Here is a 15,450-nt window from a genome sequence, read left to right on the forward strand (position 1 = left end):
CTTTCGGGCTGTGAGCCCATGTAACACAAACGGGCTACCGCTTCGAGCGAACGGGAGAGATCAGCTTCCGGACGCCAAATTCAATATACAAGTAACCAAAGAAAGCAGCTTCCGATACGCCCGCGGTCACACGCAATTTGGGTAGTCCTCTCGTCCATCGTGGGCTGCCTAAAGAGTGCCCTCATAGGCCCCATCGGGCTTGGCTCGCGCACGGTCTGTCACATCGCACCACACACCAAACTGGTTCAGCACCAAATAGCTCCAGCCCGCTTCGCGGCCGACCGGTCAAGCGGGTCTGCGTGTGCTTTGCTACTAAATTCTCTCTCGCACCGCACATGCAAACCTATGGTTTCCCTTGCAGACCCGGCGGCAGCGCGTAGCGCTGTGCCGAAGCTATTTCGTGCTGAACCAGCGCGGTAAAGGGAATGGCTCGTCAGACCGTGCGCGAGCCAAGCCCGGTTGGGCCTATGAGGGCACTCGTTAGGCGAGTGCCATCGAGAACGAGAGAACTACCCAAATTGCGTGTGACCGCGGGCCTGAAAAGCTGCTTTCTTTGCTTACTTTCTTTGCAGCAGCAAAGAAAGTGAGTGCCGCCCCGCACAGGGGCAACGCTAATAGACCGCCACGAAACCGGGATCCGGCGACTACAGTAAGCAAAGTGAGCCCCACCCCGCACAGGAGGCAACGCTGACAGACCGAAAGCAAATCGGGATCCGGCGAAAACAAAAAAATCACCGAACAACAGCGGCCGGTTTCCGAACCGGCCCCCCCAACGCCCGCAACGTCTCCTTGACAGTAGAGATCCGCACCGAGAGATCGGGACTCCGCGACTCGATGCGCAACTTGTCCTGACCCGCGAGCTTGATGTGCTTATGCTTCTGCACCATCTCGATGATCTTCATGCCATCGACGGGCGGGTTCGGAACGAACTGCAGCGAGATCGACTGCTCGCCCGCGTCGATCTTCGAGATGCCGAGCGGTTTCGCAGCAAGACGCAGCCGATGCGTCTCCACGAGCGCATGCGCCTGCGGCGGCAGCTTCCCAAATCGATCGACGAGCTCTTCGAGAATGCCATCGATCGCATCGCTCGATTCGCAGTTCGCGAGCCGCTTGTACAACGACAAACGCTCCTGCACATCGGCGCAGTAATCGGCGGGCAGAATCGCGGGCGCGTGCAGATTGATCTCGGTCGTTGCCGCAAGCGGGGCGTTCAGATCCGGCTCGCGGCCTTCGCGCAGCGCACGCACGGCGTCGTTCAGCATGTCGGTGTAAAGCTGGAAGCCGATCTCGTGAATCTCGCCCGATTGCTTGTCGCCAAGCACTTCGCCCGTACCGCGAATCTCCAGGTCGTGCATCGCGAGATAAAAACCCGAGCCGAGTTCCTCCATCTGCTGAATGGCTTCGAGCCGCCGCTGCGCCTGCTTCGTCAGCGATTGCGGATCGTGCACCAGCAAATACGCATACGCCTGGTGATGCGAACGCCCGACACGTCCGCGCAACTGATGCAACTGCGCAAGACCGAACTTGTCCGCACGATGCATGAGGATCGTGTTCGCGCTCGGCACGTCGATGCCGGTCTCGATGATCGTCGTGCACAACAGCACGTTCGCGCGCTGGCCGACGAAATCGCGCATCACGCGTTCGAGCTCGCGCTCGTGCATCTGTCCGTGCGCAACCGCGATGCGCGCCTCGGGCACCAGCGCTTCGAGCATCGCGCGCCGATTCTCGATCGTCTCGACTTCGTTGTGCAGGAAGTAAACCTGGCCGCCGCGCTTCAGTTCGCGCAGCATCGCCTCGCGGATCACGCCGTCTTCCTCGCGCCGCACGAAGGTCTTGATCGCGAGCCGCTTCTGCGGCGCGGTCGCGATCACGGAAAAATCACGCAGGCCTTCGAGTGCCATGCCGAGCGTGCGCGGAATCGGCGTCGCGGTGAGCGTGAGCACGTCGACCTCGGCGCGCAATGCCTTGAGCGCCTCCTTCTGCCGCACGCCGAAGCGATGCTCCTCGTCGATGATCACGAGCCCGAGCCGCTTGAACTTCACATCGCTCGACAAGAGCTTGTGTGTGCCGATGACGATATCGACCGAGCCTTCGTTGATCTGCTGCACGGCCGTCGAAACTTCCTTGCCGGTCTTGAAGCGCGACAGTTCCGCGATGCGCACCGGCCAGTCGGCGAAACGGTCGGTGAAGGTCTGCGTGTGCTGTTCCGCAAGCAGCGTCGTCGGCGAAAGAATCGCGACCTGCTTGCCCGCCATCACCGCGATGAACGCGGCGCGCAGCGCGACTTCCGTTTTGCCGAAGCCGACATCGCCGCACACGAGACGGTCCATCGGTTTGCCGCTCGTCATGTCGCCGATGACGGCTGCGATCGCCGCCGCCTGGTCGGGCGTTTCCTCGAAGCCGAAGCTCTCCGCGAACTTGGTGTAGTCGCGCGGCTCGAGCTTGAACGCATAACCTTCGCGCGCCGCGCGGCGCGCGTAAAGGTTGAGCAGCTCGGCGGCCGTATCGCGAATCTGCTGCGCGGCCTTGCGTTTGGCTTTTTCCCACTGGCCGGAGCCGAGCGTATGCAGCGGCGCGCTTTCCGGGTCCGCGCCGCTGTAGCGCGAGATCACATGCAATTGCGCGACCGGCACATACAGCTTCGCCTCGTTCTGATACTCGAGATGCAGGAATTCGGTTTCACCTTCGCCGAGGTCCATCGACACGAGGCCCATGTATCGGCCGATGCCATGCTGCGCATGCACGACGGGATCGCCGACCTTCAGCTCGGCGAGATCGCGCACCATCGAATCGACGTTGCTCGCCTGCTCCTGACGACGCCGTCCGGCGCGGCGCGCGAGCGGTCCGTAAAGCTCCGTCTCGGTGACGATCGACAGCTTCTCCAACGGCAGCGCGAAACCGTTGGCGAGCGGCGCTATGCCGAGCGTGAACTTGCCGTCGGCGGTCAGCCATTCGTGGAACGTGTCGCGCAATTCGCCGCGCAGGCCGTTGTCGGCGAGCAATTGCTGGATCGTCTCGCGACGTCCCGCCGATTCCGCGACGAGCATCACGCGATTGTCCGTCTGCTCCAGATAGTGACGCAGCGCGAGCAAAGGCTCGTCGGCGTGACGGTCGATCGCGAGGCCCGGCAGCGGCACGGCCCAGCCGCCTTCGGGCGTCGCGGGAAACTTCAACTGCGCGAAGGGCTTCGCGAACGTGAAGAAATCGTCGTCTGTCAGAAAGAGCCGGCGCGGTTCGAGCAAGGGCCGCTCGCGATCGTGCGAAAGGAAGTCGTAGCGCTGCTTCGTGTCGTGCGTGAAGCGCTTGATCGCGGCGTCCATATCGCCGACAAACGCGAGCTGCGAGCCTTGCGGCAAGTAATGAAAGAGCGTCGCGGTTTCATCGAAGAAGAGCGGCAGATAGTATTCGATGCCCGCCGAGGGCACGCCATTGCCCATGTCCTTGTAAATCTGCGAGCGGCTCGGATCGCCCTCGAAGACCTCTCGCCAGCGGCTGCGAAAGGCGGTGCGCGCGGCTTCGTCGAACGGGAACTCGCGGCCCGGCAGCAGGCGCACGTCGCGCACCGGATAAAGGCTGCGCTGCGTGTCCGGATCGAACGCGCGGATGGAGTCCACCTGGTCGTCGAACAGATCGATGCGATACGGCAGCGCCGAGCCCATCGGATAGAGATCGATGAGCGAGCCGCGCACGCAATACTCGCCCGGCCGCACGACCTGGCTCACGTGCTCGTAACCCGCGAGCGTCAATTGCGCCTTGAGCTTCGCTTCGTCGAGCCGCTCGCCCTGCGTGAACGAGAACGTGTAAGCCGCGAGAAACGACGCGGGCGGCATGCGATAGAGCGCGGTCGTCGCCGGGACGATGAGGATGTCGCAGCGGCCTTCGCCGAGATCGTGCAGCGTCGCGAGACGTTCCGAGACGAGATCCTGGTGCGGCGAAAACGTGTCGTACGGCAGCGTCTCCCAGTCGGGCAGAAGGCGCACGCGCGCATCGGGCGCGAAGTAGGGGATTTCGGCGGCGAGACGCTGCGCATCGACTGCGCTCGCGGTGACGACCGTCAGGAGCGGCACGCTCTCGCGATACGCGGCGTAGTAGCGCGCGATGGCGAGCGCATCGGACGAGCCGGAAGCGCCATCGAAGACGAAGCGCTGACCCGGTTTCACGAGCGCGATGGGAGAACTGGACTGCGCGTTGACGGCTTTGGAAGGCATAAGGTGTGCATGGAGCCGTCCGGCAAACGCGGGTTCGGAGAGTCGAACCGGCGTGCGCGGGACGTGGTCGCGAAAGACCTATTATAAAATCCGGGCTTCAACTTTGACTTGTTCACCTCATCTGCTCGACTATTCGCCCGTGACTTCGCGCCTGTTCTCACTGATTCCCTGCGCCGGCACCGGCAGCCGCTCCGGCGCGCCGATGCCGAAGCAATACCAGACGATCGCGGGCCGCCCAATGCTCGCGTACACGCTCGCGGCGTTCGACGCGTGCTCCGAATTCTCGCAGACGCTCGTCGTGCTCGCACCGGACGACAACCACTTCGACGCGCGCCGCTTCGCCGGATTGCGCTTCGCGGTCGAGCGTTGCGGCGGCGCCTCGCGGCAAGCGTCGGTGTACAACGGGCTCGTCGCGCTCGCGAAATTCGGCGCGCGCGAAGACGACTGGGTCCTCGTGCACGACGCCGCGCGCCCCGGCATCACGCCGGAGCTGATTCGCAAGCTTGTCGCGGAACTGCGCGACGATGCGGTCGGCGGCATTCTCGCGCTGCCGGTCGCGGACACGCTGAAACGCGTCGCACCGAACATGCCCGATGTCCCCACGGACGACGTGCGCGTCGCGCGCACCGAATCGCGCGACGGGCTCTGGCAGGCGCAGACGCCGCAAATGTTCCGGCTCGGCATGCTGCGCGAAGCGATCGAGCGTGCGCGTCACGACGGCCACGACCTGACGGACGAAGCGAGCGCGATCGAATGGCTCGGTCATTCGCCGAAACTGGTTCAGGGCAGTCTGCGCAACTTCAAGGTGACGTATCCGGAGGATTTCGCGCTCGCGGGCGCGATGCTTTCGGCCGGCGCCTGACTCACACTCAACAAAGGTTTGGATCGATGGATTTCAGAATCGGACAAGGGTACGACGTCCACCAGCTCGTCGAAGGCCGCCCGCTCATCATCGGCGGCGTGACGATTCCCTACGAGCGCGGTCTGCTCGGCCACTCGGACGCCGACGTGCTGCTGCACGCGATCACCGATGCGCTGTTCGGCGCGGCGTCGCTCGGCGACATCGGCAGGCATTTCCCGGACACGGCGACCGAATTCGCCGGCGCGGACAGCCGCGTGCTGCTGCGCGAGGCGTTCCGGCGCGTGTCGGAGGCGGGTTTCGCGATCGCGAACGTCGACAGCACGATCATCGCGCAGGCGCCGAAACTCAGCTCCCATATCGATGCCATGCGCGAAAACATCGCCGCCGATCTCGATCTTTCAATGGATCGCGTGAACGTCAAGGCCAAGACGAACGAGAAGCTCGGCTATCTCGGGCGCAAGGAAGGCATCGAAGCGCAGGCCGCGGTGCTTTTGCGCCGGACGTCAATCGACGGCTAAAGCGCGGCGGGAAGCGCTATTTCCCTTCGGCTTCGATCGTCAGCGCGACGGCGTTGATCACCGCGGCGATGCGGCCGACGTCGCGCAGTTGCGTCGTCGACATGCCTTCGGCCACGAGATTCTCGTAGTGCGATTTCACGCAGAAATGGCACTTGCCGACGATCGACGCCGCGAGCGCGTACATCTCGAAGCGCCGCTTGTCGACGCCGCCGTGCGACGCATACGCGTTCATGCGCAAATTCGCGGGCTGCGTCTTGAGATCGGCGTTGTCGGCCATTTCCAGGTACGGATACCAGACGTTGTTCATGCCCATCAGCGCGGCCGCGGTGAGCACGGCGTTCGTCTCTTCGGGCGACAGCGCGCCCGAGTTGCGAATGATGGCGACGAGCTTCGTCGCTTTCGCGGCAAACGCGGCGGCGAGCGCGACGCCAGCCGCATCGCTGCCTTCGAGCGATGAACGCGCGATCGTGCCGTCGACGTTAAGGCGAATGTCCTTCGCGTAGTCGGGCACCAGTTCCTTGATCGCAGACAGAAATTCCATTGTTTTCTCCTGTTCGATGGCATTAAAAAGCCCGCCGATCGGCCGAATACACTCGGCTCGATGGCGGGCTTTGCGGCATCCGGAAACGCTTACAGCGTCGCGCCGCCGACGGCACGGTTGCACGGGCAGAGTTCGTCCGTTTGCAAGCCGTCGAGGATGCGCAAGATTTCTTCCGGGCTGCGGCCGACGTTCAGGTTATTGACCGAGACGTGCTGAATGACGTTGTCCGGATCGACGATGAACGTCGCGCGCAACGCCACGCCTGCTTCCTTGTCGCGCACGCCGAGTTGATCGATCAGTTCGCCTTTCACGTCGCCGAACGAGTAATGGTTCAGCTTGTTCAGGTCTTTGTGCTCGCGGCGCCATGCCAGCTTGACGAACTCGTTGTCTACGCTGCCGCCGAGCAGAACCGCGTCGCGGTCCTCGAAATCGGCCGCCAGCTTCGCGAATTCGACGATCTCCGTCGGGCAGACAAACGTGAAATCTTTCGGATAGAAATAGATGATCTTCCACTTGCCGGGGAAAGACTGCTCGGTGATTTCCTCGAACGCCGACTGGCCGTTCTCTTCGTGATGGTTGAAACCCGGCTTCGCAGCGGTGACAGTGAATGCTTCGACTTTATCGCCAACGGTCTTCATGCGGAAAACTCCTGTGAAATCGTTGAAAGGACAAACTCCAGCCAAACTACCGTATCGCCGTAACGCTCGCGTGACACGTTCATGCCAGGCCGCGCCGAGCGTTGAACCGCTTCATCTTAACCAGAATTAAAAGAGTGCTTCGGCCGTTTCCGGCTTCCGAAACGGGCGCGCTCTAGCCTTCGAAGCGCACGCCGCCTTTCATCGGCGGGAAGTCGATGGTGACTTCGAAGCCGGGCAAAGGCGTGCGGTTGCGCAGACGCAGCGTGCCGCGCTGTCGCGTGACGAGGCGCTGCACGATCGCCATGCCGAGACCGGTGCCGTTCGCCTGCGTGCGCGCCGTATCGACGCGATAGAACGGACGCGTGATGAGCGCGACCTGATCGTCGGGGATGCCGCGGCCCTCGTCCATCACGGAGAGCTCGACCCTGCCGTGCGCGACGCGCGTCTGCAGCGTGATGCGGGCGATGTCGTCGTGTTCGCTGCGGCCGTACTTGCGCGCGTTTTCCAGCAGGTTGCCGACCACGCGGCGCGCATCCGTCGGATCGCCTTCGATGACCGCGCCCTGCGCGAGATCCGTCCGCATGACGACGCCGTCGTCGGCCTGGAAGCGGGCGGCGAGTTCGCTCGCGATCATCGACAGGTCGACGGCCTCGGGCATGCGCTGCATCGGCCGCGCATAGTCGAGAAAGCGCCCGATGATCATGTCCATCTGCTCGATGTCGTCGATCATCGCGAGCTTGGTCGCTTCGTCCGACGGGCTCATCTCCGTCTCCAGCCGCAGGCGCGCAAGCGGCGTGCGCAGATCGTGCGAGATGCCCGCGAGCATCAGCGCACGGTCGGCCTCGAGCTGCTCGAGATCCTGCACCATCTGGTTGAAGCTTCGATTGGTTTCGGCAGCAACGCCCATGCCGCGTTCGGGCAAGGGTTCGGGCGATTGCCCCGAACCGACCTTGCGCGCGGCGAGCGCGAGACGCGCGAATGGCCGATTCACGAGACTTGTGATGAACGCCGCGCCGAACAGCGACAGCGCGAGCGCGAACACGCCCCAACCGGCCCATTGCAGGCCGGTCACGGTGTCGAGCTGATCGCGATCGAGGGCGACCCAATAATCGTCGTCGTCGATCTTGAAGCTGATCCATACGCCCGGAATGTCGTTCACCGACTGCGCGATGATCGTCTCGTTGCCGAGCCGCCCGCGCACGTCGCGTTCGATCAGCCGGTTGAGCGATTCATCGGGCTGGAGTTTGTATTTGTCGGTGGTCTCGCGCGGATACACGCGCACGCCTTCGTTGCTCTCCAGATCCTGAAGCAGCGCGCGGCGCAGATCGGGGTCGGAATAGAGCAGGGCGGTGCGCGTGAGCTTGACCACGGCGACGAGCTGAAGCGCCACGCGCTGCGCACGCGGCTCGCGCTCGATGACGCGAAAGCTCTGGAACCACGCCGTGAGACTGACTGCGATGAGCAGCGCGATCAGCGCGAAGGTTCGCCAGAACAGGCCGCCGAACGCGAGCGCCAGTAGCCGCCTGTCGATTCGCATGAGTCTGTCGGGTTCGGCTCGGTGAAGGGGAGAGAGCGTGACGAAACTCGCTTAGGATCGATCAGGCTGCGCCGTCGGGAATGAACACGTAGCCGAGGCCCCACACGGTCTGGATGAAACGCGGACTGCTGGGATCGGGCTCGATCAGCTTGCGCAGACGCGATATCTGCACGTCGAGGCTGCGGTCGAACACTTCGTACTCACGGCCGCGTGCGAGCTCCATCAGCTTTTCGCGCGAAAGCGGCTGGCGCGGATGGCGCGCGAACACTTTGAGTACCGAAAATTCGCCGGTGGTCAGCGGGATTTCCTGGCCGTTCTTCGTGAGCGTGCGCGTCGCGAGATTCAGTGCGAATTCGCCGAACTCGAACACTTCGGTGGTTTCGGACGGCGCGCCCGGCAATTCGGACGGCGTCTGACGCCGCAGCACCGCATGAATGCGCGCGACGAGTTCGCGCGGATTGAAAGGCTTCGGCAGATAGTCGTCCGCGCCCATTTCGAGGCCGACGATGCGATCGACATCTTCGCCCTTCGCGGTGAGCATGATGATCGGCGTGCGATCGTTGCTGCCGCGCAGACGCCGGCAGATGGAAAGACCGTCTTCGCCGGGAAGCATCAGATCGAGGACGAGCAGATCGAAACGCTCGCGCACCCACAACTTGTTCATCGACGGGGCGTTTTCCGCAACGTACACGTTGAAGCCCTGTTCACCGAGGTATCGGCGCAACAGATCGCGCAGGCGCGGATCGTCGTCGACGACGAGAATTTTTGAAGGGTTCTTGGTTTCCATGGCGGCATCTTAGCGCGTTTGTTCAAACGCCGAGTTTGTAACAAAAGCGAGTGTAACAGTTCGTTACAAAATTTACGGGGCCTGTGGCACGGCCTAGGGGTTTGCTGCGTACACTGCTTTACCTAAGCCCGCCATTCGGTAGATACTCCATTAGACCAGTGCGTCGCGCGGCACGACCAAGCCGCTTCGAGACGTGCGCGAAAAGACTGAGGCTGTCCGGTTGTCGAGCAACGAAGGGAACAACATGAAGGGAGCGCGGCAGCGCGGACCCGTGCGCAACGAGCGCATTCTCAGAAAGACACTTCTTGCCAGTGCGCTCTACGCAGTACTGAGCACGCCTCACGCCTATGCACAACCGACAGGCTTCGATCGCGGCATCGCGAGTTCCCCGAATCGTTTCGATGGCAGAATGATTCGCGCGCAGCAGCGCGTGGGCAAAGGTTCGGGGTCGTCGAGCCACGATCCGAAGACCGCGGCCATGCAACCCATTCAGCAAGTGGATCAAGCGCCGCCCGCGCGCCCGCCGCGCCACACCGTGATGACCGCCGACGAGCGCCGTCTCTTGCGGCAGCATATCGAAGAAGCGGTGCGCGATCTCTACAAGCGGTAAGCGGCGCGTGCCCGCGATGGACCGACGTGAATTTCTCTCGATTGCCGGTGCGTTCGCGGGAGGTCTCGGCAGCATCGGCGATGCGTGCGCCATCGCACATTCCGACACTTCCTCTGCTTCGATTCGCTCCCTCGTGATCGTCGACCTCGACGGCGGCAACGATGCGCTCAACACAGTCATCCCGATCGCCGATGCGCGCTATCGCGTGTTGCGGCCGAAACTCGCGATATCGAAAGACCGCGCATTGATGCTCGATGAACGCACCGCCTTGCATCCGTCGCTGTTGCCGTTGATGAGCGCGTGGCGCGCCAACGAAATGGCGATCGTGCAGGGCGTCGGCTATGACGCTCCCAATCGCTCGCATTTCCGCTCGCGACAGATCTGGGACACGGCATCGCATGCCGATGAATATCGCGCCGGCGGCTGGCTCGATCGCGTGAACCTGAAGGTGACGCACATCACCTTGCACGGCTTCGACACGCACGAGCGTCAGTCGCACCGGCATGCGGCGCTGCTGGCCACGCTGGCAGAGCGGCTCGCGTCGCTGCGGGCGTCGCTGATCGCGTCCGGCGCATGGAGCCGCACGCTCGTGATGACGCGCTCGGAGTTCGGACGCGCCGCGCGCGAGAACGCCGCGGGCGGCACCGACCACGGCGCGGCCGCGGCGCATTTCATGATGGGCGGAGGCGTGCGCGGCGGACTCTTCGGCATGCCACCGCGACTCGATCGACTCGATGCGGACGGCGGCTTGTCCGTCGGCGTCGACTTCAGAACGCTCTATGCCACGGTGCTCGACGCATGCGGGCAGATCGATTCGTCATCGATTCTCGGCGCGCGCTTCGCGCCATTGCCGATCCTTCGCGTCTAACGCGTCTTCCATGTGATCCACAGCTTGCGGATCGGCGTGAGTGCGATGCGTTGATGCAGCACCCGAAAGTTCTCCCGTTCGATCTCGTCGAAAAGCGCGAAGGACAGCGCTGCCTGCGCGCGCAGCACGCGTTGCGTCGCGCGCTCCGAAGCGGGAATCGCGGCCAGCGCGTCGTCTAGCGCCTGGCGGGCGCGGCTGGTCTGAAAGCGCATGAGGTCCGTGAACGTATCGCCGTACTTGCGATTGATGATGTCCGCGGCCGTCACGTTGAATCGCTGCAACTCGTCGATGGGAATATAGATGCGGCCATTGCGCGCATCGCCGCCGATGTCCTGAACGCGCTCGGCCAGCAGCAACGCGGATCCGAGCGGCGCGGCCCACGACGCGGCCTGCTGCGGATTGCGCGCGCTCGCGCGTGCAACGGCCGTCGCGAATGCGCCGCCCGTCTGATCGAGGTAACGCCGCAAGCCGGGCCAGTCGAGGTAGCGCGCCTGATCGAGATCCATGCCGAAGCCGTCGACGATCGCGGCAAGCGATGCGCGTCCGGCATCGTCGAGAACCGGATGCGCGGCATCGCCCGCGTGCGCCTGCAACGCTTTCGTGACCGGATGCGTGGGCTCGCCGCCATCGAGCCGCCCGAGTTCGCTTCGCCACCATGCGTGCTTGGTGCGGCCGATGGTCGGATCGCTCGTCTCCTTCACGGTCTCTTCGAGCTCGCGATAAAGCGCATAGAGCGCGGTCAGAAGCGGCTGGCTCGCAGCCGGCGCGCGGCGCAGCGCGTAGTACGTGCCCGAACCTTCAGGCGCGGCTTTTTGCTGGCAGTAATCGTCGAAATTCACGAACGGAGCTTGTGGGAGTTCGAGGGGAGGCGGGGTCGGTTCTGGTCGTGCGGTTGGCCGCGCGGCGTTCATTTTATCCGGCGAGGCGCGGCTTCGCTGCGCAGCGGCGGCAGCATCAGCCGGCCGCAAAAACAAAAAACCCCTTTGCCGATGAAAGGGGTTTTCGTGTGGTGCGAGGAGCGGGACTCGAACCCGCACACCCTTGCGGGCGTCAGGACCTAAACCTGGTGCGTCTACCAATTTCGCCATCCTCGCAGCACGGCAGGCGCTCTGGGCACTTGCGGATGATGACCCGCGCCCGGCGATGCCGCCGTGTCCGGCACCGGTCCACTGTGCCAAGCCCGAGATTCTAACGCATTCATCTGGCGATGTCTGCGAAAATGCGTCGACGGTCCTGAGCTTAAGCGAGGCGCGAGAATCGTCGGCATGGCCGTCGATTCCGGCCATACGCGCCCGAAGATTGCGGCTCGCAGATCGGCTGCCTACAATCTCGTCACACTTCCGCTTCGGCATCGACATTCCCGCTCATGAACCGCAACGCGCGCAATCGCTTCGTCGCATGGCTCGGCATCGCCGCCATGTGGCTTGCCATCGTCGCGCCGGTCATCAGTCAGACGCTGGCCGCGCGCCAGGCCGCCAATCCGCAAGCGGTGCTTTGCACGGTCGATGCGACTGCAACGGACTCGCACGCCGGCCATCACGACGCCGCGAGTCATGTCGACGCCTGCTCCTACTGCGGACTGCTCGCGCAGAATCTGCCGATCGTCACGGGCGTCGTGCATGACGTCGCGCTGATCGAACGCGTCACGCGCGTGCCTGCCGTCGCGAACGTCGAAGACGTCACCTCGAAATCCTTCAACGCCGCGAGCCCGCGCGCGCCGCCCGTCCTTTCCTGAAGCCTTCCTTCGTCTGACCGCATCGATGTTCGTCGCGCACATGAGCGCGATGAACGTACGACCGCTCGTCGGGAATATCGTCACGGCACTGACGGTACCTCCGATGCGCGCTCATCGCAAAAATACTCAACGAGATTCGCCATGCTTGCACCCGACCTGAACGCGGCGCCAGCGACGCCGAGCGCGGAAGTCATCGCGCATCGCCGCACGCTGTGGCGCTGGCATTTCTATGCGGCACTCTTCGTGATGCCGCTCCTCATCGTGCTCGCGATCACCGGCACGATCTACTGTTTTCAGCCGCAGATCGAGCCGCTGCTGTATCGCGACCGGATGATCGTCGCGGACACGCACGCCCCGCAACTGTCCCGCGATATCCTGCTCGCCAAGGCTGCCGCGAGCGAACCGCGCGGCGCCGTACCGACGCTCGCGCAAATCGAAACCGATCGCACGCGCAGCGCCGAATTCGTCTTTCGCCTGCCATCGGGCGAAAGCGAAAGCGTCTACGTGAACCCGTACGACGGCACCGTGCTCGGCACGCTTTCCGTCGAACATCGATTGATGAAGCAAGTGCGCAACCTGCATCGCGGCCTGATGCTCGGCAAGACCGGCGAGCTGCTGATGGAACTCGCCGGATGCTGGACGCTCGTGATGATCGGCACGGGTATCGCGCTGTGGTGGCCCAGCCGGTCGAACGCGAGACAGGGCGGCGTGTGGCTGCCCCGGCTATCGCTCAAAGGGCGCGCGTGGTGGCGCGATCTGCATGCGGTCGGCGGCGTGTGGCTCGCGGTCGGCGCGCTCTTTTTCGTTCTCTCGGGATTGCCGTGGTCGGGATCGTGGGGCAAGCAATTCAAGGCGCTTGCGACGACCGCATCGCTCGGATATCCGAAGGGCGCGTGGGGCGAGGCGCATGTGCATTCGACGGCCCCAGCGACCTCGAACAACGAACACGCGATGCACGGCATGCAGATGAAGATGGACGATCTGCCGCTGCATCAGACGCCGTGGGCCGTCGGCGCGACAACGGTGCCGGAAGGCGCGAATGCGTCGGCTTCGGCTGCGCGCGTGTCGATCGACGACGTGGTCGCGCTCGCCGCGAAAAACGGTGTCGCGGATGACTACGGCATCGCGCTTCCGTCCAAGCCGACGGGCGTCTACACGGTCTCGTATTTCCCCGCCGATCCGCGCGCCGAACGCACGCTGCACATCGATCAATACAGCGGCCGCGTGCTGTCCGACATCGATTACGCAAGCTACGGCGGCGTGGCGAAAGTGATCTCGTACGGCACGTCGCTGCATATGGGGCGCTACTTCGGGCTTCTGAACCAGATCGTCTGCTCGGCGATATCGCTCGGGCTCGCGGCGTTGTCCGTGACGGGCTTCATCATGTGGATGAAACGCCGGCCCGCGCGCGAACTCGGCGCGCCGGCGCGGCCCACGAAGCGCCCGCCGATGCGCGCCTGGCGCGGCAGCCTGACGTTGCTCGGCGTGATTTTCCCTTTGATGGGCGCGACCATGCTCGCCGTCTGGTGCTTCGACCGGCTTGCGTTCGGGGCCAAGCGCGCGGCTGCCTGACGAACCCGCGCGCCTCGTTCGGACTTATTTGGAACCGAATCTGAGGCGCGTGAGCTGCTCGGCTTCGTTGGCGAGCAGCCGCGCCGCATCGCGGATCGCCGTTTCGAGCGTGATCGGGCCGGGCGCCGGCGAGAAGCAGCCGCTGAAAAATTCGGAGAGCCGCGGCAGCGCGGCCGAATCGACGGCGCCCGACAGCAACGACGCCGGCACGCCGTGATCGCGCGCATGCTTGCAGGCGATGAACGGCGCCTTGCCATGCAGCGTCTGCACGTCTGAACGGCCTTCGCCCGTGATGAGCCAGTTCGCGCCTTCGAGCGCGGCGTCGAGCCCGATTTCGCGCGCCACCACCTCCGCGCCGGTCTCGAAACGCGCGCCGAGCATATGCAGCGCGAACCCGAGCCCGCCCGCCGCGCCCGCGCCGGGTTCGCTGCGTTTCGCGACGCCCATCGCGGGTTCGAGCAGATCGGCGAAATGGGCGAGGGCGGCGTCGATGGTGGGCACTTGCTCCGGCGTCACGCCTTTCTGCGGCCCGAAGACCGCCGTCGCGCCGTGATCGCCGGTGAGCGGATTGTCGACATCGGACATGCCGACGAACTCCGCGTCCTTCACGCGCGGATCGAGCCCGGAAGCGTCGATGCGCGCGACTCGCCCGAGCGCCGATGGCACCGGATGGAGCTCCTTGCCGTCTGCGTCGAAGAGTTTCAGCCCGAGGCCGACGAGCAGGCCCGCGCCGCCGTCGTTGGTGCTGCTGCCGCCGAGCGCCACATAGAATCTGCGCGCGCCGGAATCCAGCAGCGCGCGGATCGCCTCGCCCATGCCGAGCGTGCTGCGCTCGGTGACGGGCACGGCCATGCCGTCCGCATCCGTGATGCCCACGACTTCCGCCGTCTCGATAATCGCGCTGCCGTCGTCGAGCAGGCCCGTGGCGGCGTCGCGGCGTGCGGCGGCCGCGCCCCGCACGTTGAGCATGCGCCGCTCGCCGCCTGCCGAGAGCATCGCGTCGAGCGTACCTTCGCCGCCGTCGGCCATCGGACGGATACGGATATCGGCGTCCGGCCGCGCGCGCCTGATGCCTTCCGCGATGGCGTTCGCGACGCCTTCCGCGGAGAGCGAGCCCTTGAACGAATCGGGAGCGATGACAACTACGGGAGCAGCGGACGTGGCGTTAGGCATGGTGTCTCGAATGTTCTGATGTGGAAGCAAGGATTGAAAAGCCGCGGCGAGGCTCCATCTATGCGAATGTCGCATGCGCTTCATGCCTTGCGGCAATGGATTGCGCGCCGGAGCGCTTCGCCGCTCGAATCATGCGCCGGCAAGCTTATCAGCGCGGCGCGCGACGCAAAATAGCGGCGTGCCGATAGCGGGAATTCTGCGCGGGAGAGCCGGTCAGCAAAACGCGGATTTACGCCGAAATGAGCGTCGAAAACTGGCACTTTTCGAGTCAAATCGGACCGAAACGCAGTGTTTGCAGGATCGTCGGGCGGACCGCGCGGAATAGTTTGCTAAAATGCTTGGCTCTGTTGACTGACACCGTGTCGGGCGACGTTCCGGCACTCCCGCGAGACGCTTATTCT

At 64.2% G+C, this 15,450-nt stretch carries 13 protein-coding genes and 1 tRNA gene; 6 read left to right on the plus strand and 8 right to left on the minus strand.

All coding sequences use genetic code 11. The annotated features are described in order from the left end of the window. Positions 1-731: 731 nt before the first annotated feature. Positions 732-4,208 carry a transcription-repair coupling factor gene (mfd, locus tag NCS03_RS07150; protein ID WP_008349786.1) on the minus strand — a complete coding sequence of 1,159 codons (3,477 nt, stop codon included), beginning with the start codon at positions 4,206-4,208 and terminating at the stop codon, positions 732-734. 139 nt (positions 4,209-4,347) lie between these two features. On the opposite strand from mfd, the gene ispD reads away from it, so the two are divergent. Together ispD and ispF are read left to right on the plus strand one after the other, a co-directional pair. After that, the gene (ispD, locus tag NCS03_RS07155; protein WP_008349782.1) at positions 4,348-5,070 is read left to right on the plus strand and encodes a 2-C-methyl-D-erythritol 4-phosphate cytidylyltransferase; all 723 of its coding nucleotides are present in this window, start codon (positions 4,348-4,350) and stop codon (positions 5,068-5,070) included. 26 nt (positions 5,071-5,096) lie between these two features. Further along, the gene (gene ispF, locus NCS03_RS07160) at positions 5,097-5,588 is read left to right on the plus strand and encodes a 2-C-methyl-D-erythritol 2,4-cyclodiphosphate synthase (protein WP_008349780.1); all 492 of its coding nucleotides are present in this window, start codon (positions 5,097-5,099) and stop codon (positions 5,586-5,588) included. A 16-nt stretch (positions 5,589-5,604) separates the two neighbouring features. Here ispF and NCS03_RS07165 read toward each other — a convergent pair whose 3' ends face one another. From NCS03_RS07165 to ompR, 4 genes are all read right to left on the minus strand, one after another. After that, positions 5,605-6,129, minus strand: coding sequence for a carboxymuconolactone decarboxylase family protein (locus NCS03_RS07165; protein WP_008349777.1), 525 nt, complete (start codon positions 6,127-6,129; stop codon positions 5,605-5,607). Between the two features lie 89 nt (positions 6,130-6,218). After that, positions 6,219-6,767, minus strand: a complete 549-nt coding sequence (locus NCS03_RS07170; RefSeq protein WP_008349775.1) for a peroxiredoxin — start codon at positions 6,765-6,767, stop codon at positions 6,219-6,221. A gap of 172 nt (positions 6,768-6,939) precedes the next feature. Next, the gene (locus NCS03_RS07175; protein WP_008349773.1) at positions 6,940-8,304 is read right to left on the minus strand and encodes an ATP-binding protein; all 1,365 of its coding nucleotides are present in this window, start codon (positions 8,302-8,304) and stop codon (positions 6,940-6,942) included. 61 nt (positions 8,305-8,365) lie between these two features. Next, positions 8,366-9,091 (minus strand): osmolarity response regulator transcription factor OmpR, encoded by a 726-nt coding sequence (gene ompR / locus NCS03_RS07180; protein WP_008349770.1) that lies wholly within the window; start codon positions 9,089-9,091, stop codon positions 8,366-8,368. A 244-nt stretch (positions 9,092-9,335) separates the two neighbouring features. Here ompR and NCS03_RS07185 point away from each other — a divergent pair, with 244 nt between their 5' ends. Beyond that, a complete protein-coding gene (locus NCS03_RS07185; protein ID WP_250439695.1) occupies positions 9,336-9,701 on the plus strand; it encodes a hypothetical protein in 366 nt (121 codons plus the stop codon). Positions 9,702-9,717: 16 nt separating this feature from the next. Continuing rightward, the gene (locus NCS03_RS07190) at positions 9,718-10,569 is read left to right on the plus strand and encodes a DUF1501 domain-containing protein (protein WP_244808069.1); all 852 of its coding nucleotides are present in this window, start codon (positions 9,718-9,720) and stop codon (positions 10,567-10,569) included. On the opposite strand, the gene NCS03_RS07195 is transcribed toward NCS03_RS07190, so the two are convergent. Beyond that, complete coding sequence (locus tag NCS03_RS07195; protein ID WP_250528976.1) at positions 10,566-11,408, minus strand: squalene/phytoene synthase family protein; 843 nt, start codon at positions 11,406-11,408, stop codon at positions 10,566-10,568. The two genes, NCS03_RS07190 and NCS03_RS07195, sit on opposite strands and share 4 nt — an antisense overlap. 168 nt (positions 11,409-11,576) lie before the next feature. Further along, positions 11,577-11,663: transfer RNA gene (locus NCS03_RS07200), tRNA-Leu, on the minus strand. 272 nt (positions 11,664-11,935) lie between these two features. On the opposite strand from NCS03_RS07200, the gene NCS03_RS07205 reads away from it, so the two are divergent. Continuing rightward, a complete protein-coding gene (locus NCS03_RS07205; RefSeq protein WP_175982918.1) occupies positions 11,936-12,304 on the plus strand; it encodes a DUF2946 domain-containing protein in 369 nt (122 codons plus the stop codon). Between the two features lie 141 nt (positions 12,305-12,445). After that, positions 12,446-13,876 (plus strand): PepSY-associated TM helix domain-containing protein, encoded by a 1,431-nt coding sequence (locus tag NCS03_RS07210; protein ID WP_250528977.1) that lies wholly within the window; start codon positions 12,446-12,448, stop codon positions 13,874-13,876. Positions 13,877-13,900: 24 nt separating this feature from the next. Here the strand turns inward: NCS03_RS07210 and NCS03_RS07215 are convergent, their stop codons facing one another. Continuing rightward, positions 13,901-15,049, minus strand: coding sequence for a glycerate kinase family protein (locus NCS03_RS07215; protein ID WP_008349758.1), 1,149 nt, complete (start codon positions 15,047-15,049; stop codon positions 13,901-13,903). Positions 15,050-15,450 lie beyond the last annotated feature (401 nt).

This window comes from Caballeronia sp. ATUFL_F1_KS4A (genome assembly GCF_023630905.1).
Taxonomy (GTDB): domain Bacteria; phylum Pseudomonadota; class Gammaproteobacteria; order Burkholderiales; family Burkholderiaceae; genus Caballeronia; species Caballeronia zhejiangensis.